Annotated in this window: 16 protein-coding genes and 2 pseudogenes; 14 read left to right on the plus strand and 4 right to left on the minus strand. The window is 47.2% G+C overall.

Annotated features, from left to right (window positions below):
- Nucleotides 1-15 precede the first annotated feature (15 nt).
- Both pcrA and ligA read left to right on the plus strand, forming a co-directional pair.
- The gene (pcrA, locus tag P403_RS0110515) at nt 16-2,241 is read left to right on the plus strand and encodes a DNA helicase PcrA (protein ID WP_029332599.1); all 2,226 of its coding nucleotides are present in this window, start codon (nt 16-18) and stop codon (nt 2,239-2,241) included.
- Nucleotides 2,242-2,255: 14 nt separating this feature from the next.
- Complete coding sequence (gene ligA, locus P403_RS0110520; RefSeq protein WP_029332600.1) at nt 2,256-4,250, plus strand: NAD-dependent DNA ligase LigA; 1,995 nt, start codon at nt 2,256-2,258, stop codon at nt 4,248-4,250.
- A 116-nt stretch (nt 4,251-4,366) separates the two neighbouring features.
- Here ligA and P403_RS0110525 read toward each other — a convergent pair whose 3' ends face one another.
- Nucleotides 4,367-4,945 (minus strand): class D sortase, encoded by a 579-nt coding sequence (locus P403_RS0110525; RefSeq protein WP_029332601.1) that lies wholly within the window; start codon nt 4,943-4,945, stop codon nt 4,367-4,369.
- A gap of 149 nt (nt 4,946-5,094) precedes the next feature.
- Here P403_RS0110525 and P403_RS0110530 point away from each other — a divergent pair, with 149 nt between their 5' ends.
- From P403_RS0110530 to P403_RS0110540, 3 genes are all read left to right on the plus strand, one after another.
- Complete coding sequence (locus P403_RS0110530; RefSeq protein WP_235195198.1) at nt 5,095-6,258, plus strand: CamS family sex pheromone protein; 1,164 nt, start codon at nt 5,095-5,097, stop codon at nt 6,256-6,258.
- 588 nt (nt 6,259-6,846) lie between these two features.
- Nucleotides 6,847-7,701, plus strand: coding sequence for a MurR/RpiR family transcriptional regulator (locus tag P403_RS0110535; protein WP_029332603.1), 855 nt, complete (start codon nt 6,847-6,849; stop codon nt 7,699-7,701).
- Between the two features lie 57 nt (nt 7,702-7,758).
- Nucleotides 7,759-8,883 (plus strand): M20 family metallopeptidase, encoded by a 1,125-nt coding sequence (locus tag P403_RS0110540; RefSeq protein ID WP_051667487.1) that lies wholly within the window; start codon nt 7,759-7,761, stop codon nt 8,881-8,883.
- A 42-nt stretch (nt 8,884-8,925) separates the two neighbouring features.
- Here P403_RS0110540 and P403_RS0110545 read toward each other — a convergent pair whose 3' ends face one another.
- Nucleotides 8,926-9,117 carry a YwbE family protein gene (locus P403_RS0110545; protein WP_029332605.1) on the minus strand — a complete coding sequence of 64 codons (192 nt, stop codon included), beginning with the start codon at nt 9,115-9,117 and terminating at the stop codon, nt 8,926-8,928.
- Nucleotides 9,118-9,316: 199 nt separating this feature from the next.
- On the opposite strand from P403_RS0110545, the gene P403_RS0110550 reads away from it, so the two are divergent.
- From P403_RS0110550 to glsA, 3 genes and pseudogenes are all read left to right on the plus strand, one after another.
- Nucleotides 9,317-10,180 (plus strand): DnaJ C-terminal domain-containing protein, encoded by an 864-nt coding sequence (locus tag P403_RS0110550; protein ID WP_029332606.1) that lies wholly within the window; start codon nt 9,317-9,319, stop codon nt 10,178-10,180.
- Between the two features lie 6 nt (nt 10,181-10,186).
- Nucleotides 10,187-12,759: pseudogene (gene clpB / locus P403_RS16065) on the plus strand (ATP-dependent chaperone ClpB).
- A gap of 193 nt (nt 12,760-12,952) precedes the next feature.
- A complete protein-coding gene (gene glsA, locus P403_RS0110560; RefSeq protein ID WP_029332607.1) occupies nt 12,953-13,885 on the plus strand; it encodes a glutaminase A in 933 nt (310 codons plus the stop codon).
- Here the strand turns inward: glsA and P403_RS0110565 are convergent.
- On the minus strand, nt 13,882-14,664 hold the full coding sequence (locus tag P403_RS0110565; RefSeq protein WP_029332608.1) for a CHAD domain-containing protein: 783 nt from the start codon (nt 14,662-14,664) through the stop codon (nt 13,882-13,884). The two genes, glsA and P403_RS0110565, sit on opposite strands and share 4 nt — an antisense overlap.
- Before the next feature lie 97 nt (nt 14,665-14,761).
- On the opposite strand from P403_RS0110565, the gene P403_RS0110570 reads away from it, so the two are divergent.
- The 6 genes and pseudogenes from P403_RS0110570 (at nt 14,762) to P403_RS0110595 (ending at nt 22,543) form a co-directional block, all read left to right on the plus strand.
- Nucleotides 14,762-16,117, plus strand: coding sequence for an MATE family efflux transporter (locus P403_RS0110570; RefSeq protein ID WP_029332609.1), 1,356 nt, complete (start codon nt 14,762-14,764; stop codon nt 16,115-16,117).
- Complete coding sequence (mprF, locus tag P403_RS0110575; protein ID WP_029332610.1) at nt 16,114-18,672, plus strand: bifunctional lysylphosphatidylglycerol flippase/synthetase MprF; 2,559 nt, start codon at nt 16,114-16,116, stop codon at nt 18,670-18,672. The genes P403_RS0110570 and mprF overlap by 4 nt, the downstream gene beginning before the upstream one ends.
- Before the next feature lie 165 nt (nt 18,673-18,837).
- Nucleotides 18,838-19,977 (plus strand): N-acetylglucosamine-6-phosphate deacetylase, encoded by a 1,140-nt coding sequence (gene nagA, locus P403_RS0110580; RefSeq protein WP_029332611.1) that lies wholly within the window; start codon nt 18,838-18,840, stop codon nt 19,975-19,977.
- A 15-nt stretch (nt 19,978-19,992) separates the two neighbouring features.
- Nucleotides 19,993-20,748: a glucosamine-6-phosphate deaminase gene (nagB, locus tag P403_RS0110585; RefSeq protein WP_029332612.1), complete on the plus strand. Its 756-nt coding sequence runs from the start codon at nt 19,993-19,995 to the stop codon at nt 20,746-20,748.
- 112 nt (nt 20,749-20,860) lie between these two features.
- Nucleotides 20,861-21,151, plus strand: a pseudogene (locus P403_RS0110590) (helix-turn-helix domain-containing protein); the annotation flags it as partial.
- A gap of 291 nt (nt 21,152-21,442) precedes the next feature.
- Complete coding sequence (locus P403_RS0110595) at nt 21,443-22,543, plus strand: LCP family protein (RefSeq protein WP_029332614.1); 1,101 nt, start codon at nt 21,443-21,445, stop codon at nt 22,541-22,543.
- A 508-nt stretch (nt 22,544-23,051) separates the two neighbouring features.
- On the opposite strand, the gene phnF is transcribed toward P403_RS0110595, so the two are convergent.
- Nucleotides 23,052-23,786, minus strand: coding sequence for a phosphonate metabolism transcriptional regulator PhnF (phnF, locus tag P403_RS0110600; protein WP_029332615.1), 735 nt, complete (start codon nt 23,784-23,786; stop codon nt 23,052-23,054).
- Between the last annotated feature and the right edge of the window lie 114 nt (nt 23,787-23,900).

Below are 23,900 nucleotides of genomic sequence, written 5' to 3' on the forward strand. Positions count from 1 at the left end.
AAATGAGGCTATTACATGTTTAATTTAAGTGAACAGCTCGTGAGCGGATTGAATCCGGAGCAGGCGAAAGCGGTCAAACATACGGACGGTCCCTTGCTGATCATGGCAGGAGCCGGTTCAGGGAAGACACGTGTTTTGACGCATCGTGTCGCCTATTTGATGGCGGAAAAACAAGTCGCACCATGGAACATCTTAGCGATTACCTTTACGAATAAGGCGGCACGGGAAATGCGTGACCGGATTGGTCGGTTAGTCGGCGGGGTCGCGAACGACATTTGGGTCTCGACCTTCCATTCGATGTGTGTTCGGATGTTACGTCGCGATATCGATAAGCTTGGTTACGACCGGAACTTTACGATCCTTGATTCAAGTGATCAGCAGTCGGCGCTTAAATTGGTCTTGAAAGAACAGAACCTTGATCCGAAAAAATGGGATCCTCGGTCGATGCTCTCGATCATTTCAAGTCAAAAAAATGAACTGCGGAGTGCCGAGTTTTATGCCTCGATCGTGACGAATCCGTATGAAAAAACAGTCGCCGAAATTTATAAAGGATATGAAGCCGTCTTACGCCGCAATAACGCGCTCGATTTCGATGACTTGATCGGGAAGACAACGGAGTTATTCAAACAAGCACCGGATGTCCTCGCCTTTTATCAAAAGAAATTCCGTTATATCCACGTCGATGAGTATCAAGATACGAACAAAGCCCAATATGATCTCGTTAACTTATTGGCGGCAGCACACCAAAACCTCTGTGTCGTCGGTGACTCGGACCAGTCGATTTATCGCTGGCGCGGTGCCGATATCGCGAACATCCTATCGTTCGAAGAAGATTATCCGACAGCCCGCGTCATCTTGCTCGAACAAAACTACCGTTCGTCAAAACGCATTCTTGATGCGGCGAACCATGTCATCAAAAACAACAGTACACGAAAAGATAAAAAGCTTTGGACGGAAAATCTCGAAGGGGAAAAATTGATTATCCATACGGCGGAAAACGAGCGGGAAGAGGCCTTTTACATCGTCCAAGAAATTCGCAATTCGCTACGTTACGGGATGAAACTTAACGACATCGCAATTTTGTACCGGACGAACGCCCAGTCTCGTGCAATCGAGGAAACATTACTGAAGTCAAACGTACCGTACAAAATGATTGGCGGAACAAAGTTCTACGATCGAAAAGAAATCAAAGACGTTCTTGCCTATCTCCGCCTGATTTCGAACCCGAACGAGGATTTATCCTTCGCCCGAATCGTCAATGAACCGAAACGGGGAATCGGGGCGACAACGATTGATAAATTACGTGACTTCGCTGATCTTCAGGGTGTGTCCTTGATGGATGCCATTCGTGATATCGAATTGTCGAATATCGCACCAAAGACGGCAGCTAAATTGACGGATTTCCGGACGATGATCATGGGGTTACGTCAGATGCAGGAATTTATCAGCATCTCGGAGCTCGTCGAGGAAGTTCTTGAAAAATCAGGCTATCGTCAAGTCTTAAAAGAAGACAAGACGCTTGAAGCACAAAGTCGTCTTGAGAACATCAACGAGTTTATCACTGTCGCGCAAAACTTCGAGAAGGAGACAGAAGGAGAAGATCCGGAAGACCGGACGATCATCGCCTTCTTGACCGACTTGACACTCGTCGCTGATGTCGATTCGCTTGATGAAACGGATCCAGGTGAGCAAGTCACGTTGATGACGTTGCACTCGGCGAAAGGACTTGAGTTCCCGGTCGTCTTCCTGATTGGAATGGAAGAAGGTTTGTTCCCGCACAGCCGTTCGCTGCAAGATGAAGACGAGATGGAAGAAGAACGCCGCCTGGCCTACGTCGGCATCACGCGCGCAGAAAAACGACTCTATCTCTCGCATGCGCGGATGCGCTCGTTATACGGACGGACAAATGCGAACCAAGAATCGCGTTTCTTAGCCGAATTACCGGAAGAAGTTATCGAACGGACCGGTAAAAAACCTAAACCACTCCCGTGGGAAGATCGTCCGGTTCCGCAAGGGAAAGCTGTTATCGGGCGTTCGGTCACGAAACCGACGGCGATGAAAACATCCGGCGCCGAGTCACTTGGCTGGAATGTCGGGGACAAGGCAGAGCACGGCAAGTGGGGGCAAGGAACGGTCGTCCAAACACGTGGGTCTGGTGATAGTCTTGAAATTGATATCGCGTTCCCGGCAGTCGGGATTAAACGGTTGCTTGCAAAATTCGCACCAATTAAAAAGGTATGAGTGGAGGCGTCAAAATGGAAGACCAAGCACGCATCGAAGCATTGCGCCAAAAACTAAATCAGTACAGCTATGAATATTACGTCAAAGATCAGCCGACCGTCCCGGATAGCACGTACGATCAATTGCTACGGGAACTGACTGAACTGGAAACGGCCCATCCGGAACTGATTACGGCGGATTCTCCGACCCAACGTGTCGGAGCAGCACCACTCGAAGCATTCGAAAAGGTGACGCATGACTTGCCGATGCTCTCACTCGGCAACGTATTTGATGAAACGGAGATCCGGGAATGGGTCGAGCGGATTGAACGTTCGCTCGGTCGCGCAACGACGTATGTCGCAGAGCTGAAGTTCGACGGACTGGCAATTTCTTTAAAATATGAAGACGGATTACTCGTTCGTGGGGCGACACGGGGTGACGGAACGGTCGGTGAAAACATTACCCAAAACTTACGGACGATTAAGGCGTTACCGTTACGTCTGCGTGAGCAGGAGACGGTTGAAGTTCGCGGCGAAGCCTACATGCCGAAACAATCGTTCGAGCGCTTAAACGAGGAACGGACAGCACGTGAGGAAGCATTATTCGCCAATCCACGGAATGCTGCGGCCGGAAGTTTACGGCAACTCGACTCGTCGATTACGGCGTCACGCAACTTATCGTTATTCGTCTACGGTGTCGGCGTCAATACACTGACGGCGCGCTCTCATAGTGAAGCGATGGAACAATTGGCACAGCTCGGTCTACCGACGAACAAAGAAATGAAAACATGTCAGACGGTAGAAGATATTTTAGCGTTCATCACGTACTGGACGGCAGAACGTGCGACATTGCCGTATGAAATCGATGGCATCGTGCTCAAGGTCGACCGTTATGACGATCAAGAAGAATTAGGCTTTACGGCGAAGAGTCCTCGGTTTGCGACCGCCTATAAATTTGCGGCTGAAGAAGTGATGACGACCGTCGAAGAAGTTGACTTCAGTGTCGGACGGACCGGGAAAGTGACACCACGCGCAAGGTTCGCACCCGTCGTCGTTGCCGGTTCGACCGTCAGTTATGCGACGTTACACAACGCGGACTTCATCACGGAAAAAGATATCCGCCTGCACGATCAAGTCATCATTAAAAAAGCGGGGGACGTCATTCCAGCCGTCGTCAGTGTCGTCGTTTCAGAACGAACGGGGGAAGAACAACCGATTGAATTCCCAAAACAATGTCCCGCCTGTCAGTCGGAACTCGTCCGTCTCGAAGGTGAAGTCGACGTGCGCTGCGTCAGTCCGGAATGTCCAGCCCAGTTGACGGAAGGCATCATCCACTTCGTTTCACGCCAAGCGATGAACATCGATGGGCTTGGTGAAAAAGTGGTCCGTCAACTGTATGAACATCAAGCAATTCGGACGCTTGCTGATTTGTATCGTCTCGATCGTGACGAACTCTTGACCTATGAACGGATGGGAGAAACATCAGTCGATAAGTTACTGGCGGCAATCGAGGCGTCGAAACAAAATTCGCTCGAACGTCTCGTCTTTGGCCTAGGGATTCGTCTCGTCGGTCAAAAAGCAGCGTATCTGCTTGCAGAACGTTTTGATACGTTAACCGGAATCGCGCAAGCAAGTTATGATGAAATTGTGGCGATCGACGGAGTCGGTAGTAAAATTGCTGACTCAATTACGCAGTATTTCGAGCATCCGGAAGCACAGGCATTGATTCAAGATTTAGCAGCGCTTGGGCTGAATCAGCAGTTTCTTGGTCAACGGATCGATCAATCGAATGCACCGTTCTCTGGAAAAACGATTGTTTTGACCGGGACACTGGAATCGCTAAAACGTTCGGAAGCTGGAAAGCGTCTTGAGGTACTCGGTGCGGACGTGACCGGGAGTGTTAGTAAGAAAACCGATATTTTAGTCGCAGGTGAAAAGGCGGGGTCGAAGTTGACGAAGGCTGAATCACTTGGAATTGAGATTTGGGATGAGGCACGATTGCTGGAAGAGCTGGCACAACACGAGGCGTGATTTAAAATAAGCGATTTAAAGTAGGGTCTACGCCTTAAAAAAATCCGAGCGATTCTTCTTTGAAAAAGAATCACTCGGATTTTTGTTTGTGTTTGAAAGCAGATGAAGTGCTAGACTCAATCAAGTGTTTCGGTTTTAATCAACACACCTTGTTTGATTAAACGGTTTGTCGCGGTTTCCGGTGGATCACAGGTGATGAGTGTAATCATCGGTTGTTTGACGTCTTGATCGAGAACGGAAAGATCCGTCGGCTTGACGAGTTTTGAACTTTCCATGCGGTACGTATAACGATGGTCTTTTGTGGTGACGATGACATCGGCTCCTGTTTTCAGTTGCGGTAACTTGTTGAAATGAAGTCCTTTCGTGAAACTTCGGTGTCCTGCTAAAGCATAATTTCCTTTTCCCGGGGCACCGGTTTCTTTGATGTGACCGATACTGCGATCAAGAACATCGGTCGAAGCTCCTTCTAAGATGACTTGTTCGAAATCAAGTGAAGGGATTGTTAGGAGTCCATCACCTGTTGTCGCCAGTGGTTTTGTCGTTTCTTTTGCATCAACCGTTTGTAAGCTTTTTTTCCATTGTTGCTTTAAATCAGTCGTAGTTGCTTGTTTTTGATAGGTACTCCAAATGGGCCAAAGCATGAATAAAATGCCTGCTGATAAGAGAAGGAGCCCGATGACTTGTCGTTGTTTCATGGAAGATTGTCCTTTCGCGCGAGTAAAAGTCACGCAGTGCTTTTTGAAAAATAGGGGAAAACTAGTGCTTCCCCGATTGAAAACGATTCTGTTATGATAAAGAGAACGATTTTAAAACATGGGGTGCAATGATGATGAGATATAGAAAAATGATAGCATTGACGTTGACGAGCACACTATTTTTAGGTGCTTGTTCGATGGATCTATCACAAGACAACGATACGAAAGAAGTCATTACTGAGAGCGAACAAGGTAAAGAAGTCCAAGCCGTTGTCAGTCCGGCAATCGATACGACCGATTCGTACTATCGAACGGTACTTCCGTTTCGGGCAAGCGTCGCCCGCGGGATGACACAAAAGCGGGTCAGCTCACGGCTTGAACTGGATGAGATTGAGACCGGGCTGATGCGTCATTCAACACAGTTTTTTGACCCGGAGAAATATTATTACCAAGAAGGTCAACTGCTGGAAGCGGACCAAATCGCAACGTGGTTGCTTCGAACAGGAAAAGCAGATACGAGTGGGAGTGATCCAGAAGGATTAAACCCGGCGTACACGACTGGAAAATCATATAAAGAGAAAAATCAGAAGTCTCCTTTGATTTTATCGCACATCTTAGAACAAGACTACATGCTCGAAGAAGATAAAAAACTCGAACTGGGTGGGACATCGATTGCGTTAGTCTTAAATAGTGAGTACGTTTTCCAAGATGAAAACTATGGGCCGACATATACTGTGAAATTAGATGAGAAAAAAGTCGTTGAGCAAGGCAAGAAAATGGCAAATGAACTCGTCCAAAAGATGCGGAAGACGGACGGGATGAAGACGACACCGATCCACGTCGCCCTCTATTTACAAGAGAAAGAGGGTTCACCGGTTTCAGGTCACTACCTTTCATCGGCCTTCATCGGTCGCGGGAACCAAATTAGTGCGAATGACTGGAAAAACTATGATGAGAAGTATTACTACTATCCTTCTTCAGCAGCAACGAATGACGTTCGTGATGACGCGGCGAAATTCGACTTGTTCAAGGACCGGCTCGAGGACTACTTCCCGAACTACACAGGGATGATGGGCGAAGGATTCTATCAAGAGGGTGAATTGAAGAAGCTTGAAATTAAAATCCCGGTTCAATTTTACGGAAAAGCAGAACTTGTCGCCTTCATCCAATACGTGACGTATCTGCTTGAAAACCGGTGGGAGTATAACCGGAATGTTCCGACGACGATTACCGTCACGAACTTAAACGGCGATACGGAAGCGATGTTATTCCTCGAACCCGATACGAAAAAACCAATCGTTAAAATTCGTTGATAAAGTTTTTCCTGTAAGCTGAAGGATCCATGCAAATGGGTACTTCAGACTGTAGACAAAGTGCTATCAGGAGAAAAAGCGTCTTTATTCGTTGCTTTCCTCGGGCGAGGCGCAAGCCGTTGCTCCTTGGTCCTATCGGACAATGAGCAGGGTCTTGCCTGCCTCTGCAAGTGCGTTAAAAACGCACTTTTTCCCGTAGGAGTCAACGAAACATGACGCTTTTTAGCTAATACCGTGACGGAAAGCCGGGCATGGAGACGTTTTAGAGCGCAATCCGTCTCGAATCGCTTTTAAAGCGAAAAGCAATCGGTCGCGACCCTGCAGCTTTGCTGTAGCGGCGCGGAAGGTTGCCGCTTTGAAGACGAGGCGAGACAGGGAAGCGCGAACGGATTTCATCTCGATACCGTATGTTTACGCTTTTTAATAGTTTGTCTACACGCTGAAGGATCCATGCAAATGGGTCCTTTTTTATTATGATTAAATTTTGGAATACAATAATTATTTGAAATTAAGTTTCATAAAATGTACACTAAATGTATAACATGAAAACGGATTCTAAAAGAACGTCAAGTCAAAGGAGCGGATTGAATGAAGGGTGGTATCTTTTCACAAATTGAAGCAGTACGCGAGGAGTTGCCGTCCTCGTCACGGAAAGTAGCCGATTTTGTTTTATCCCACGCGAACGAAATCGCTGGGATGACGATTCATCATTTGGCAGAAGAATCGAATACGAGTGCTGCGGCCGTCGTTCGATTTTGTCGTGCGCTTGGACTAAAGGGATATCCGGAACTGCGGATGCGGATTTCTGCTGATACGGCACGAACGGATTTGACAGGATATCACGATATCGAAGAAAACGAACGTCCAGCAGATTTAATCGAAAAAACGCTTAGTAACAGTATACAAGCCCTACAAGATACAGCCAAACAATTGAACGATGTCCGAATCGCAGAAGCGACAAAAACCCTCGATCAAGCACGTGCTGTCTACTTTTATGGAATCGGTGCTTCGAACGTCGTCGCACTTGATGCAGCCCAAAAGTGGACGCGCGTCGGGAAGTTAGCGATTCAAGAATCGGATCAGCATCTTTTAGCGACACTCCTTGCAAATGCGAGTCCGGATGATGTCTTCTTCGCGATTTCTTACAGCGGAGAAACAGAAGAAGTCGTCGAACTGATGCGACTGGCAAAAATTCGCGGTTTAAAAATGATTAGTCTAACCCGATTTGGTGATAACCGAATCAGTCAGCTGGCAGATATCGCATTGTGGACATCGCGTGCACCGGAAGCACCGCTTCGAAGTGCGGCACTCAGTTCGCGCTTGGCACAATTGTTTGCGATTGATGTGCTCTTCTTGTCTTATGCAGCAATTCACTATACGGATACGATTGAACGACTTCAGTACACACGTGAAAGTGTGAAGATGTTGCACGGAAAAAAATAAGGGGGCTACTCAGTGGATCAGTCGATAGCGAGCCGGATCGAACAGCTATTTCCGGAAATGGTTGAACGCCGACGGTATTTACATCAACATCCTGAACTTTCTTTTCATGAGGTCGAGACACCGAATTATATCGCAAGTCGTCTCGAAGAACTTGGAATCGAAGTCCGACGAAATGTCGGAGGACGTGGTATCGTCGGAACGATTCGAGGAGGAAAACCGGGGAAAACGGTCGCATTACGGGCAGATTTTGATGCGTTACCGATTCAAGATGAAAAAACGGTTGATTATCGTTCGACTGTTCCAGGAGTCATGCACGCGTGTGGGCATGATGGTCATACGGCGACATTACTCGCCGTCGCGGAAGTTCTCGCCAGTCAAAAAGAACAGCTGACGGGAAATGTCGTCTTGATTCACCAGCATGCGGAAGAAGTGGTGCCGGGGGGAGCGCGTGAGATGATTGCTGACGGCTGTCTTGACGGAGTCGATGTCATCTTCGGAACACACCTTTGGTCGACGACGACGCTTGGGACGATCGGAACACGGGTCGGTCCCGTCATGGCAGCGGCGGATAAATTCGAGTTAACATTATTCGGTCGAGGCGGACACGGGGCAAAACCGCACGAAACGATTGATGCCGTACTACTTGGGGCAACGATTGTCAAAGAACTTCAAAGTATCGTCAGCCGTCGTCTCGATCCATTGCAGCAAGCCGTCTTGACGATTGGGACGCTTCATGCCGGAAATACGTTCAACGTTATTGCTGACCGGGCACAATTGACGGGGACCGTCCGGACGTTCGATGAGACGGTTGCTCAAAAAATCGTCTTGGAGATGGAGCGGACGATTAAAGGGATTTGTGACGCAGCAGGGGCGACGTATACGTTCCACTATGAAACGGGGTATCCGGCTGTCATCAATGACTTGGTTGAGACACGTTTTTTAGAAGCTGTCGCCCGTGACGTAATCGGGGATACAAGCTTATTTGAAATTGATCCGACAATGGGCGGGGAAGACTTTGCCTATTATTTAAAGGAAGTTCCGGGGACGTTCTTCTTTACCGGTGCAGGTGATGCTTCCCATTATCCACATCATCATCCACGATTTGACTTTGAAGAGCGGGCGATGGTCGACGCAGCGAAGATATTAGTCGAAGCGACATTACGTTATTTAGCGACACGGTAATCGAAAAAAGGCGTTCCACGACGGGAACGCCTTTTTATCTACTTAAAGAATTTCTTGAACACGACCAACTTGACCATCCTCGAGTCGTACTTTAATACCGTGCGGGTGGTTCGGTGATTTCGTCAATAAGTCTTTTACGATTCCTTCCGTCCGTTTCCCCGTACGCTGATCTTGTTTTAAGACGATGCTGACACGTAGTCCAGGCTTGACGTCTGCACGTTTTTTTCCATCCATTTGTTCATCGCTCCTTCTTGTGAATAACTATGGATATCAGTATAGCATGAGTCGGTTCATGAAACTTGTTTGAAGAAAATCCGTACAGTGAAAAGATGGAGAGAGGTTACGTCGAAAAAAAGTTTGACTATATTTGACCAATTGGCGATTCGATTTTATAATTAAGATACAGAAGTAATACGTGAAGGAGTGAAGTAAGATGGCGAAAGATTATTATCGGACGCTTGGTGTCGAAAAATCGGCAACGAACCAAGAAATCAAGCGGGCATACCGAAAACTTGCGAAACAATTCCACCCGGATGTCAATAAAGAAGCGAGTGCAGACCGTCGCTTCAAAGATATTCAGGAGGCATTCGATGTCCTCGGGGATGAAGAAAAACGGACGCAGTATGATCGTTATGGAAGTGACTATGAACGCATGGCTGGCGCGGGTCCGGGGCAATCAGCAGACTACGAAGACATCTTCCGTCAATACAATGGACGACAGTCTCGACCGACCGGTGGCAGTCAATCCTTTGGTTTTGAAGACATGTTCGGTTCATTTTTTAATCAAGAAGAAGAATCGACGGATGAAGAACTGGAACTGACGGTACCACTCAGTCACCTCAGTACAAATGAAAAAGTAACGATTCGTCTAGCTTCAGGGACGATTCAGATGAGTCTTCCAAAAGACGTCTACGAAGGGAAGAAAGTTCGTTTACGCGGAAAAAGTTCATTGCGTAACCGAAGTGGAGTGGCGGGTGACGTCTACGTGACGATTCATCTCAAAGATGACGACCGGTTCCGTCGACACGAACATGACGTCATTTCAACGGTGCGTGTGTATCCGACGACGTTTGTCTTGGGTGGCGAAGTGATCGCCGATACGCTTGAAGGAAAACGTGTCAAGTTAAAGGTCAAGCCGGGGACGAAACCAGGTGCAAGACTACGCATTCCAAATCGTGGCTTAAGTAATCAAGACGGGCATCGGGGTGCTTTACTTGTTCAATTAGAAGTGAAGTTGCCTGAGATGGATGCAACGTTTTATGAAGAGTGGGAAAATCAATTATCAGTAAAGGAGTAATGCGACATGGACTTTGAGAAACTAACGGATCGTGCTCATGAGGCAATCGTATCAGCGCAAGCGATTGCGAAACAACGTCGGCATAGTGAAATCACAGAGTGGCATTTATTACTCGCTTTAATCGCGCAAGAAGAAGGAATCGCTCGAATCGTCTTTGAAAAACTCGATCAGCGGATGGATCAGATGGAACAAGCCATCAATCAAGCGATTGAAAAATTACCGGCGCTCGCGCAAGTCTCGACACCACGAATCAGTAGTTCTTTATTGAACGTGTTGACGGAAGCGGAAACAGAAGCCCGTTTGATGCAAGATGAGTATGTTTCGGTCGAACACCTCTTACTCGCACTTTCGAAACAAACCAGTCCTGCGACACAATATTTACGGGGCAAGGTGTGACGGAAGAGACGTTACGCGAAGCCATCATAGCGATGCGTGGTAATCGGAAGGTGACGACAAAAAATCCTGAAGCGACATTTGATGTCCTAAAAAAATATGGACGGGATCTTGTCGCTGATTTCCGGTCAGGGAAAACGGACCCGGTCATCGGTCGGGACGATGAAATCCGTCGCGTCATCCGGATACTCAGTCGAAAAACAAAAAACAATCCAGTCTTGATTGGTGAGCCTGGTGTCGGGAAAACGGCAATCGTTGAAGGGCTCGCCCAGCGCATCGTTCGTGGTGATGTACCGGAGAGTTTAAAAAACAAACAATTGTTTAGCCTGGATATGAGTACGCTCGTCGCCGGTGCAAAATACCGGGGGGAATTTGAGGAACGTTTGCAAGCTGTCTTGAACGAGGTTAAGGAAGCAGAAGGGCAAATCCTTCTCTTCATCGATGAGCTGCATACGATTGTCGGTGCCGGGAAAACAGACGGGGCGATGGACGCCGGTAACATGCTCAAACCGATGCTCGCCCGTGGAGAATTACACTGTATCGGGGCGACGACACTCGATGAATATCGGAAATATATTGAAAAAGATCCTGCACTCGAGCGCCGGTTCCAACAAGTCCTCGTCGCAGAACCGGACGTCGAAGATACGATTTCGATTTTGCGTGGATTAAAAGAACGGTTCGAGATTCACCATGGTGTCAGAATCCATGATAATGCCCTAGTCGCAGCAGCCATTCTCTCCGATCGATACATTACGGATCGGTTCATGCCGGACAAAGCGATCGATTTAGTCGATGAAGCGTGCGCGATGATCCGGACAGATATGGAATCAATGCCGGCAGAACTTGATTCACTCGTTCGCCGGGTCATGCAACTTGAAATCGAAGAGGCCGCGCTTAAAAAAGAAACGGACGAGGCCTCGCGTAAACGCCTTGAAGCGCTACAACAAGAGTTGAGTTCGGCGCGTGAAGATGAGAGTGCGCTTCGGACACGGTGGGAACATGAAAAAGAAAGTTCGCAAGGGGTCCAACAACTGCGGGCAGATCTCGAAAAAGCAAAACTTGCCTTACAAGAAGCAGAAGGCCGGTATGATTTAAATACGGCTTCTGAAATCAAATACGGACAGATTCCGGAACTCGAGAATCGGTTACATGCAGCAGAAGAATCGGCAGAACACGTCTCGCATGAACTTGTCCGCGAAGCCGTGACAGATGAAGAAATCTCAGATATCGTTTCAAAATGGACGGGTATTCCGGTCACTCGTCTCGCGCAAGGCGAACGGGAGAAGTTGCTCCATCTTGAAGACACGCTGCATACACGTGTCTTCGGTCAGGACGAAGCCGTCCGACTCGTGTCTGACGCCGTCATCCGGGCTCGGGCCGGAATCAAGGACCCGAACCGACCGATTGGTTCATTCCTCTTCCTCGGTCCGACCGGTGTCGGGAAAACCGAGCTAGCGAAAGCACTGGCGGCAGCGATGTTCGACAGTGAAGATCACATCATTCGGATTGATATGTCAGAGTATATGGAAAAACACAATGTGTCCCGACTTGTCGGTGCGCCTCCGGGATATGTCGGATATGAAGAAGGCGGACAACTGACAGAGGCCGTCCGCCGCAGTCCGTACTCGGTTCTCTTATTTGATGAAATCGAGAAAGCGCATGGCGATGTCTTTAATATTTTACTTCAACTGCTTGATGATGGCCGCTTGACGGACGCGCAAGGACGTGTCGTCGACTTCAAGAACACGATTGTCATCATGACGTCGAATATTGGAGCGAACATTTTGTTGGAAGCCGCAAAAGATGGTTACATCGATGCAGCGGAAGAAGAAGCTGTCCGTCAAGAACTGAAAAATCATTTCCGGCCCGAATTCTTGAACCGGATTGATGACACGATTTTATTCCATCCATTGCACCGCGCAGAAATCGAACGGATTATCGATAAAGCGGTCGCGAAGATGGCAGATCGTTTATCAGGTCGGGAAATTACGATTGATGTGACAGAAGCCGCCAAGACGCTGATCTTCGATGAAGCCTTCGAACCTCAGTACGGTGCCCGTCCAATCAATCGTTATATCCAGCGGACGATTGAGACAAAACTGGCGCGGTCGTTGATTAGCGGAGCAATCCAGGATGGATCGCATGTCGCAATCGACGCAGACGGTTCAGAACTCGTCATTCGTTAATGTAGCGTCAAAGTGTTAAAAAATCTGAGCGTCGTCGGCATTCAAAGTATGAATCTCGATGATGTTCAGATTTTTTGTTGTTTTTACAGTAACTTTTCCCGAGCTTCTTGCTTTCACGGTCAAAACTACGTCTTGCCATATCTCGTTCTGACAAAGCATGATAAGCTATAAAAAAACAGGAAGAGGGAAGTACATGAACGTGACACAACAACAACTAGAAGAATTAATTGATGAATGTCGTCCCTATACAGTACTCGGACAGGTTGCGAGTTATATCCCGGAGCTTGCGAAGTCAGAACCGACGCAACTTGGAATCGCAGTTTGCAATGCCGACGGGACATTTGTGTCTGCTGGTGAAGCGGACACTTTATTTACGTTACAAAGTGTTTCTAAAATCATCACACTCGCCTTCGTCCTCGAAACGTTTGGTGAGGATTATGTCTTTTCAAAAGTCGGAATGGAGCCGACGGGGGACGCCTTCAACTCGATTGCGAAGCTTGAGGAGACGATTCCGACAAAACCGCTCAACCCGATGATTAATGCAGGAGCGCTTGCCGTGACGAGTATGTTACCTGGGGAAGATGCGGCAGATAAACTGCTCAAACTGCGCGAGTTCATCGCGAGTCTGCTCGACATCGAAGTCGAGATGGTCAAGTACGACGCGGAAGTCGCAAAATCTGAATTCGAAACAACGGATTTGAACCGGGCATTGCTGTACTTCATGCGCTATCACGGAGTCATTGAAGGAAACGTCGAAGAAATCATCGATGTCTACACAAAACAATGCGCAATCTTGACGAACTGTAAGGGCCTTGCGATGATGGGTAAAATTTTAAGCCAGTCAGGAAAAACACCATCCGGCCATCAAGTCATCTCTCGTCGTAATGCGCGAATCATTCGTGCGATCATGACGACGTGCGGCATGTATGATGCTTCTGGTGAGTTTTCTGTTCAAGTCGGACTTCCCGGGAAAAGTGGTGTCTCGGGTGCCATCGTTGCCTGTGGACGTAGTGATTTCGATATGGCTGATCTCGGAATCGGTATCTTTGGACCGGCCCTCGATTTAAAAGGGAATTCAATTGCGGGTACAAAAATGCTCGAGCTGCTCGTCCAGCGTCACCCTTAATCGAGTGAAAATTCGTCCAGTGCCGTCACTAAGGCTTGTTCGAGTCGTGTAACTTCTTTTGCGCGTTTCAATTCGTATTCATCCGGCGGTGTAAACGCGCGCCACCGTTCGAGCCGGTTGTACGTATCATTGATTTGGCCAAGCTGGGTCTGAACGCGTTTTAGACGATCGACGGTCGACTTCGGAAGAGTGGTATAGGGACGCAAGTATTCTAATGTATAGCGGTAGTACTTTGTCGCAAGACGCAATTCGTGCATCTTTTGGATTCTTTTTTGTCCTTCTGTCTGGTGCACTTTTTCGTATTTCTGTGCTTTTTTATCAAATCGTTTTTTTGCCGCGTGAATCAAATCGTTTTCATCCATCCGTTTTAATCGTTTTGTCAGCGGTCCTGCTAAGAAACGACGGACGGATTTATCGAGTTCGCTTGAGATGAGAAGATGCATCGTTTCAAGTAGCGTTGCTCGTTTTCCTTGGAGTTGGAGCGCGAGGTGTTCGGCGAATAGTTGCTCGACGGGTGACGTGACAGATTGTTGTTCGAGTTGGACGTCTAAATCACGGACCTCGCCAAATGCGCGCATCAGTCGTCTCCAAATCAGATAAACCGGTTCATCCGTCTCACCGACAAGCGTAGCGAACGTAATCAACTTCCGAAGACGGATTCTTGCTTGGTGGACATCTTCCGGATTTTTAAACTGTCGGGCTTCTTTTGCATAGTGGTTGAATGTCGCCCACGTTTCAAGTAGTTCGAACGTTAAGTTTTCAGTATCGCGATGATTCATATGAATCCCTCCTCACGGTTTTTACGTAGAACAAGCTAGTAGATAGAAATAATGATTAAAATAGAGCCGTTTCTTAGCTCTGGAATGTGGTGAAGTCATGTTAGAAACGTTTACGTTGTCTGGAAAGATTCAACAATTCATGAAAATTTTCTTTCCAATCTTAGTGACGCAAGTCGCTTTTTATTTGATTAGCTTTTTTGACACGGTCATGGCTGGACGATACGGCTCAGCTGATTTAGCTGGTGTTGGTGTCGGAGCAAGCCTTTGGGCGCCTGTCTACACAGGTTTGACGGGTATTTTATTAGCCGTCGCGCCGCTCGTCTCGCAAGCGATGGGGGCAAGGAAGGAGCGTGAAGTCAAACGAATCGTCGTTCAGGCACTTTACGTTTCAGTACTCATCATCGTTGTCACATTAGTACTCGGTTTACTGTTCGTCAATCCGATTTTGAATCAGATGGAATTATCGGGTGAGGCAAGACGTGTCGCACGTGTCTATCTCATCACGCTCGGATTTGGCATCATTCCAATGTTTATCTTTTTTGTCCTTCGCACATTAGTCGATTCTCTCGGGAAGTCGAACATCACGATGGTATTATTATTATTCTCTTTACCCATTAATGTTGCTTTCAATTATCTCTTTATCTTCGGAAAGTTTGGTTTTCCAGAGTTAGGCGGTGTCGGGGCAGGGGTCGCGACGGCAATCACATATTGGTTATTGTGTATCGCCATTACCGGGATCGTTCTAAAAGGGGAATTGTTTCAGCGGCTCGGTATTTTACGGCGATTCTATAAACCGGATTTTACTCGGATTAAGGAACTGGTCTTTTTAGGGGCGCCGATTGGACTAGCAATTTTTTCCGAGGTCAGTATTTTCTCAGCCGTGACGTTGTTACTCGGTGCGTATGGGGATGTCGTGATCGGTGCGTATCAAGCTGCAATCAACTTTGCATCCTTCGTTTACATGCTTCCCCTGTCAGCTGCGTCAGCTTTGACGATTACTGTCGGGTACGAAGTTGGGGCGAAACGCGTCAAGGATGCCGTCCAGTATATTTGGATTGGGCTGTTATTATGTATTGCTGTCTCGCTCTTCTCCGGCGGACTCTTGTACTTACAAAATGAACGGGTCGCGGCACTCTATAGCAATGATCCGGAAGTAATCAATTTAGCCGCACATTTCATGATTCTCGCAATTTTCTTTCAGTTATCTGATGCGGTCGCAGCACCGACTCAAGGCGCGTTACGTGGTTTTAAAGATGTCAATGCTACGTTCGTCTTGACGATTTCGGCGTACTGGGTGATTGGTTTACCGCTCGGTTTTTATTTCGAACGGTTTACGACACTTGGACCGGATGGTTACTGGTGGGGGCTCATTATTGGTCTTGCAGTCGGAGCAACGTTATTGCTCTTACGATTGGTCTATCTCGTCAAGAAGTCAAAGGAGGTTGTTGGATGAAGCTCAATAAACAACGAATCGTTACGATCGCGAAAGTTATTTTACCGATTGCTTTAATTCTCTTTATCTTGTATCAAGGACAAAGTGAATTGAAAAATTTATCTTTGAATGAATCGATTCAAGCCATTCAGCAAATCCCATCATGGAAGTTCATTCTTTTAGTCGGTGCCGGTCTCTTTGCCGTCGCGACGATGTTCTTTTATGACGTCATCCTGTTACGTTCCTTGGAGGTCAAAGCACCGCTTGGTCTCGTCTTCCGGGCTTCGTGGATTGCGAATTCGTTTAACGGAATCATCGGATTTGGTGGTCTTGCCGGTATGGGGGTTCGGACGGCACTTTATCGGCCTTTCGTTGAAGGAAGTCGTCTCCTGAAGGCAATTGGTTGGATGGCGCCGACGTTGATTAGCGGATTATCGATTTTATCTGCATTGTCTTTATTAAATATTTTTCCGGCGTTCGAAGTGCTCGATTTTAAAAAATGGCTTTGGCCCGTTATCATTGGTGTCGCACTTTTCTTCCCTTTATATCTCCTGTTTACGTTCAGACGCGGGGCGAGTAGCATTCGACCATCGTCAATCGTACTTTATTCACTCGTCTCACTCGTAGAATGGTTCAGTGCCGGTGTCGTCGTCTATTTAATTTTACAGGCACTCGGAACGGACGTCAGTTTTGCGAAAGTCATCGGTGTATTCATCATCGCGGCGACGGCCGGATTGATTTCGATGGTTCCCGGGGGCTTTGGTTCGTTTGACTTGGTTTTTTTGATTGGTATGCAACGCGCTGGTGTAGCGGAAGGAAGCGTCTTGACGGGACTGTTGATTTACCGTCTCGTCTATTACATAGTGCCCTTTGTGATTGGACTGGTGTTCTCAGCACGCGAATTTAGCGGACCTGTTGTCAAAATGATTGAAGATAAGCCGATCGTCGGACCATCCGTCGAAGTCGGTGGAGTCATTTGGCGCTTGCAACTGCGTTTTTTAAGTAAGGTCCGTCATTTTGCGTTAGCCTTGATCACTTTGCTCGCAGGTATTGCGATTTGGGGACTTGCGATTTTACCGCCGGTCTCGTCACAATATGATTTTCTAGAAGCCCGTTTACCGCATGAATTATTACTAGTTGGGAACAGTTTCTTCTTGATGGGCGGGTTATTATTCGTCTTACTGGCACCTTCGTTATATCGACGGACGAAACGTTCGCTCTATATGGTATACGGGGCATCATTCTTCGCACTGATTGGGATGGCCTTACGAGGATTTAACCTAATCTCGCTTTCTGCGGTTGTCGTTGTGCTCATTTTGCTGACAGTTTCGGCAAAATCTTTCCACCGTGAGCGGACGCTGATTACGACGATGCGGTTAATGCGTGCATCGTTGGCCGGGATACTTTACCTCGGTGGATTTGTTTTCTTCGGGTATACGTTTTATACGTTAGGGTCTGCAGACGGAACGGAAGTTTATCCGTCTCATGAGATTTCGATGTTTGCAGCAAGTGCAACGATTTTTGCACTTGTTTACTTGTTAGTGTTCATTCGCCTGTTCAACACGTTTAACCATCCGGTCCTCGGAGAGGCTTTTGATGAAATGAAAGTCCGTCAGACGTTGACGGAAGAAGGCGGAAACTACTTGAGTCATTTGGCTTTTTTAGGGGATAAACGATTTTTCTTCTCAGAATCGGGTCGGGCATTTCTTCAATTCAGTCAGACAGGAAATCGGATTATTGTGTTGGGTGACCCGAGTGGGAACCCGGATGAACATTCGCAATTGATTGGTACGTTTCTACGACGCGTCGAGGATTTGGGCTACATTCCGAACATCTATCAGATTCAGGCGCAAAACATGTCTCTGTATCATGATTTTGGTTTTAACTTTTTTAAGTTAGGCGAAGAAGCAATTGTTGATATTACGACGTTTACGGTTTCCGGTAAGAAGCGAGCTGGACTGCGTTCCATTAAAAATCGTTTTGAACGAGAAGGCATGACGTTTGAAGTTGTAAAACCGCCATTTTCAAATGCCTTACTTACATCGTTACGTGACGTATCAGATGACTGGTTAGGGAACAAAGTAGAAAAAGGGTTTTCACTCGGATACTTTCAGTCAGACTATTTGAATCAAGCACCCGTTGGAATCATGCGTGACGCGGCAGGCGACTTGCTTGGCTTCATGACGTTCATGCCTGCTTATCAAGACGGTGTCTTATCAATCGATTTGATGCGCTTCCGTCCTGATGGACCGAATGGGATTATGGATGCGATGTTCATCCGTTTGTTTGAGTATGCAAAAGAAGCAGGCTATCATACGTTCAATATGGGAATGGCACCACTGTCTGCCGTTGGAGAAGACGAAACGTCATTTTGGCAAGAACGTGTCGCGGCTGACGTCTTCAATAACATTCGTTACATGTATAGCTTTACAGGACTAAGACGCTACAAAGAAAAATACGATCCAAAGTGGGAAGGACGTTACTTGGCGTATCGTAAACGTCAATCGTTGACGATTGCGATTTTAAAAGTGACACGTCTCATTTCTAAAAAGAAAGACCGTGTGTTACTGCCATGACGGTGAGGATTACGCGTTTATCAATCAGGGAAGATTCCAATGAATGTGTGGAATCTTCTTTTTTTATTAAACAAATGTATAAAGGTCTATACAACTAGAAATAGAGGCGTTATACTAAACAGAGAGAAACGACTCTTGAGGCAAAGCAAGAAAGGAAGCGAAGATATGACTGTCATCATCAATGCGAACATCTATACGGGTCAGACCGTGATAGAGAAGGGATTCATTCGGTTTGAAGAGACGATCAGTGAGCTAGGCGATATGACGAAGTATGTACCAGTGGCGGAAGAAGGGGTACTTGATTTAGAAGGGAAGCAATTGATTCCAGGAATGATCGATGTTCATATTCATGGGGGATATGACGTCGATACGATGGACGCCGATAAAAAAGGCTTAATGCGTCTTAGTCAAGCGATGTTAGCGGAAGGTGTCACGTCCTTTTTTGCGACGACGATCACACAAGACTGGAGTCAAATTACGCGCGCACTCGAGGCGGCGCGGCAAGTGATGGAAACCGAGACAACGACAATTGAAGGCATTCATCTCGAGGGACCGTTTATTAATCCGGATTATGCGGGTGCCCAACCACTCGACTATATCGTTGAGCCGGACGTCGAACAATTTTTAAAGTGGCAGCAGGCAGCAGGTGGTCAGATTAAACTCGTCACCTATGCACCCGAACGACCGGGAGCACGGGCATTTGAAGAAGCGGTCCGTCTGACGGGGGCAGTTCCGTCAGCCGGCCATACCGATGCAACATACGAGCAGAATGAGCAAGGGAACGTCGTCCACGGGACACACTTGTACAATCAGATGCGGGCACTGCATCATCGCGAGCCGGGAACAGTCGGATACTGTCTACTCAATCCAGCGGTTCGTGCGGAAATCATTCCGGACGGGATTCATAGTGCAAAAGAAATGGTTGATTTTGCATACCGGATGAAAGGAGCAAGCCGGTTGACCGTCATCACGGACGCGATGCGGGCAAAAGGCTTACCAGAAGGTCAGTATGACCTCGGTGGCCAAGCGGTCGACGTAAAAGATGGTGCGGCGCGACTAACGAGCGGAAATTTAGCCGGAAGTGTCTTGACGATGGATCAAGCGCTCCGGAATATTATCGCCTTTACAGGGTGTTCCCTTGAAGAAGCGGTACGGATGACTTCAATCAATCAGGCAGAAGAATTTGGTCTGACGAAAAAAGGGGTGCTCGAGATTGGTAAAGATGCTGATTTCGTTGTGTTGGATGAATCATTATTTGTCGAGCGGACGATTCATCGTGGAGCAGTCCATACATTTAAAAAATGAAGGGAGTCTATTTTTATGAAATGGATGATTGTCGAAAAGGCTGAAGAATTGGCACAAGTCACGTATCAACTTCTCAAAAATGAAATTCAACGGCAAGAGGAAGGGTTGACGATTGGGCTGGCGACAGGGAGTTCGCCTGTCGGCGTTTATGAAGAGTGGTGTCAAGATACATTAGACTGTTCGCACGTAACGACGGTCAACCTTGATGAATATGTCGGACTTAGCCCGACGCATCCGCAAAGTTATCACACGTTCATGAAGGAACATCTGTTTAATGCAGTTGCCTTCAAGAAATCATATCTTCCATTCGGAGACACGGAAGATGCCCATGCAGAAAGTGAACGTTACGAACACCTGGTTCGTAAGCTTGGTGTCGATCTTCAATTGCTCGGAATCGGTTCGAACGGACATATTGCCTTCAACGAACCCGGCACCTCGTTTGACGCGACGACCCACGTAACGAAGTTGACAGAATCGACGCGTGAAGCGAATCAGCGGTTCTTCGACAAGTTAGAAGATGTTCCGTCACATGGAATCACGATGGGGCTCGGTACAATCATGGAGGCGAAAAAAATCTTGCTCGTAGCCTCTAGTGCCAGAAAAGCAGAAGCCGTGCGCGATATGATGGAAGGTCCGGCGACGACCGATTGTCCGGCGACGATTCTCCAACGTCATGCTGACGTGATGATTGTCCTGGACGAGGAAGCTGCCGCCTTATTGTCTGAAGAAGCGAAACGTACTGGACGCGCAGCCTATACGAATTTTATCTAAATTAGGCGAGAATACGCCCACTTCTAAACGATTCGGGTGAAGCCCGGGTGAAAGTGGTAGATGAATCGCCACCCTCTCTTTCAGGTATATCCTTTGTAAGGAGGTGAACATCATGTTGACTCACATGGCCTACAAATTCAGAATCTACCCGACAAAAGAGCAGGAAATCCTGATCGCGAAGACGATTGGTTGTTCGCGCTTCGTCTTCAACCACTTCTTAGCGAAGTGGGATAAGACATACAAAGCGACAGGTAAAGGACTGTCCTACGGGTCTTGTTCGAAAGAACTCCCGGTGTTGAAGCAGGCGTTCGATTGGTTGAAAGAAGTCGATAGCACGTCTGTGCAGACAAGCGTCAAGCATCTTGCCGATGCCTTTGACCGCTTCTTCAACCGTCGGGACGACGGGGTTAGCCTGTTCAGGTTTCGACCGTTAGGTCGGATCACTCAGGAATCCTCCATCTCTAAGCGAAGCGGAGGTGGAGGTAGTTCAAAAAATGATTGACGACAGGAGGTACGTGATTCCGCTATGCGGTTTCCTGGACCTCTTTTTTCGCTAGGAGATACGGTGTCTTTAGTGCATGCTGTTGCAAGCGTCATAGTTTAATCGAATCGTAAATTGACATTTCAGTAAATGTAGGGATAATGGAGATTAGCGCACTTTACAGAAAATTTACGTGAAAATGAGGGCTTGAACATGCAAACGAGATCAGCAAGAAAGAGGCAACCGAGCGCTGGTAAGATGTTCATAAAAGTGGTAGCAGCACTTTTATTACTTCTAACAGTGATTGGTTCTGGTTATGCTGGAGCGGTTTTTATAAAAACACAAGAAACTTTAGCAAAAACACAGATTACAATCCCCGGCTCAAAAGTGAGTTCAAAATATGATGATGTCCCGTCTGAATCCTTCTTGATTTTAGGAACCGATGAAACAAAAGCAAGTAAAGATCGGAATGAACCGGCACGTTCTGACGTCATGATTGTCGGTATTTTGAATAAAGAGTCGGAGCAACTCGTTTTAACGAGTATTCCGCGTGATTCACTCGTCAACATCGACTACTCGAACTATGATATACCTTATGGAAAAACAGGGGTCGAACAAGATAAGATTACCCATGCACATTATTTTGGTTCGATGGATCAATCGAACTCATACAACGGAATTAAGTTAGCGCGTGAGACAACGGAGAATCTTCTTGGGATTCAAATTGATCATGTCGTTAAAGTGAATTTCCAAGGATTCGTTCAATTGATCGATGCATTAAACGGTGTCGATCTTGACGTTCGTTATGCATTTAAAGAACAAGATTCTGCACGTAAAGCAGATACGATTACCGTGGAGAAAGGGATGCAGCACTTGACGGGAGAACAAGCACTCGCTTATGTTCGTAACCGACATGATGATCCACTCGGTGATATCGGTCGTGGACAAAAGCAAATGCAAGTCATCCAAGCCGTTGCAAAAGAAGCAGCAAGCTTCCGCTCACTTGGTGCATACCGTGATATTTTGAACGCGGTCGGAGACAATGTCGAGACAAATCTCGGTCCAAATGACTACACGCGTCTCGCGGACTTCACGGCAGCTTTACAAAATACGACGGAGTACCAGCTTGCTGGAGAAGGCTATATCGGAATCAGTGGGAAATGGGAGTACCATCTGGATCCGAATCAGTTAGAACTCGTCAAAAATAATTTAGCGCAAGCCATGCAAGGGCAAGAAGTTGCGCCGATTAAAGAGGAAACAGAGTTACCGGCGGAAACGGACCAAACGACAGAAACCGATTCGACGATTCAATAAGTGTAAGTTTGATTCTCGATAACGATTTAAAAGACCCTGCCGGCTTTTGCGGCAGGGTCTTTTAAACTGTAGGCAAACTCTTATGAAACGTAAAAATGTGATATCGAGAAGCAACAGTTCGCGCTTCCCTGTCTCGCCTCGTCTTCAAAGCGGCAATCTTCCGCGCCGCTACAGCAAAGCTGCAGGGTCGCGACCGATTGCTTTTCGCTTTAAAAGCGATTCGAGACGAATCGCGGCGCTCTAAACCGTCTTCATGCGCGGCTTTTCGTCACGGTATTACCTAAAAAGCGTCATGTTTCGTTGACTCCTACGGGAAAAGTGCGTTTTTAACGCACTGCAGAGGCAGGCAAGACCCTGCTCGTTGGCCGTGAGGACCAAGGAGTAACGGCTTGCGCCTCGCCCGAGGAAAGCAACGAAAAAAGACACTTTTATTTTCAGATATCACTTTGTCTACACGCTGAAAGACCCTGCCGGCTTTTGCGGCAGGGTCTTTTTGTGATATTAACCATTAGCGGCGGCGTTCCATTTCAACAGTAAACGTATAGCGATCGCCCCGATAAGCAGAAATAACATACTCGAATGGTTGATCCGTCACGAGGAAAGTCAATTGTTCGACTGACAAGACGGGCGCAGCTGTCGTCAGTCCGAGGTGTTGCGCTTCTTCTTTTGTCGCGAGGCGTGACTCGAACGTCTGGCTTGCACGACCGAGATTGAGTCCGCTTGCTTCAGCAAAAGCATAGAGTGACGCCGTCGCAACATCTTGATTTAATCCAGGTAACAACTGTTCCGGAATATAGACGGTCTCGAGCGCAAGCGCTTGTTCATCCGCGATCCGGAGTCGTTTCAATTCATACACGGTCGCGCCTTCACGAATTCCGAGTTTATTGGCAATCGTCATTTCGGCAGCAATCATCTGATACGACAACAATTCGCTTGCAGGTTCGAGCCCTAAATGCTCCATTTCTTCCGAAAAGCTTGTCAGTCCAGATAATTGCATGACGATTTTTTTATTCGCAACGAATGTGCCGCGTCCTTTTTGACGAATCAAATAGCCGGCGTTTACAAGATTCGTGATAGCTTGGCGTACTGTCATTCGGCTAATCTGGTGGGCTTCAGCAAATTCGCGTTCAGAAGGAATTAAATCGCCGGGTTGTAACACCCCGCCTTCGATTTGTTGTTTTAATGCAGCTTCAATTTGATAGTAGATGGGCAGTGGTGAATTTTTATTGATGTGCTGAATCACGGCATTTCGTCCCTTCGCGGTCGATAGTCTTTCATCTAGTGTACTAGGAAATGGACAAGTCGACAAACGATACTAGGCGAAATATGGCATAATAGCAAATGAATAGATTGAGAA

This window comes from Exiguobacterium oxidotolerans JCM 12280, from assembly GCF_000702625.1.
Lineage (GTDB): Bacteria > Bacillota > Bacilli > Exiguobacteriales > Exiguobacteriaceae > Exiguobacterium_A > Exiguobacterium_A oxidotolerans.

Excerpts from the sequence above, each read along its gene's own strand:
- P403_RS0110565 (WP_029332608.1), bottom strand. The coding sequence starts at position 14,664 with ATGAATCATCGCGATACTGAAAACTTAACGTTCGAACTACTTGAAACG.
- P403_RS0110545 (WP_029332605.1), bottom strand. The coding sequence starts at position 9,117 with ATGGATGGAAAAAAACGTGCAGACGTCAAGCCTGGACTACGTGTCAGC.
- glsA (WP_029332607.1), top strand. The coding sequence starts at position 12,953 with ATGAACGTGACACAACAACAACTAGAAGAATTAATTGATGAATGTCGT.
- P403_RS0110530 (WP_235195198.1), top strand. The coding sequence starts at position 5,095 with ATGATAGCATTGACGTTGACGAGCACACTATTTTTAGGTGCTTGTTCG.
- P403_RS0110570 (WP_029332609.1), top strand. The coding sequence starts at position 14,762 with ATGTTAGAAACGTTTACGTTGTCTGGAAAGATTCAACAATTCATGAAA.
- P403_RS0110550 (WP_029332606.1), top strand. The coding sequence starts at position 9,317 with ATGGCGAAAGATTATTATCGGACGCTTGGTGTCGAAAAATCGGCAACG.
- nagB (WP_029332612.1), top strand. The coding sequence starts at position 19,993 with ATGAAATGGATGATTGTCGAAAAGGCTGAAGAATTGGCACAAGTCACG.
- ligA (WP_029332600.1), top strand. The coding sequence starts at position 2,256 with ATGGAAGACCAAGCACGCATCGAAGCATTGCGCCAAAAACTAAATCAG.
- P403_RS0110595 (WP_029332614.1), top strand. The coding sequence starts at position 21,443 with ATGCAAACGAGATCAGCAAGAAAGAGGCAACCGAGCGCTGGTAAGATG.
- nagA (WP_029332611.1), top strand. The coding sequence starts at position 18,838 with ATGACTGTCATCATCAATGCGAACATCTATACGGGTCAGACCGTGATA.
- P403_RS0110525 (WP_029332601.1), bottom strand. The coding sequence starts at position 4,945 with ATGAAACAACGACAAGTCATCGGGCTCCTTCTCTTATCAGCAGGCATT.
- P403_RS0110540 (WP_051667487.1), top strand. The coding sequence starts at position 7,759 with ATGGTTGAACGCCGACGGTATTTACATCAACATCCTGAACTTTCTTTT.
- mprF (WP_029332610.1), top strand. The coding sequence starts at position 16,114 with ATGAAGCTCAATAAACAACGAATCGTTACGATCGCGAAAGTTATTTTA.
- pcrA (WP_029332599.1), top strand. The coding sequence starts at position 16 with ATGTTTAATTTAAGTGAACAGCTCGTGAGCGGATTGAATCCGGAGCAG.
- P403_RS0110535 (WP_029332603.1), top strand. The coding sequence starts at position 6,847 with ATGAAGGGTGGTATCTTTTCACAAATTGAAGCAGTACGCGAGGAGTTG.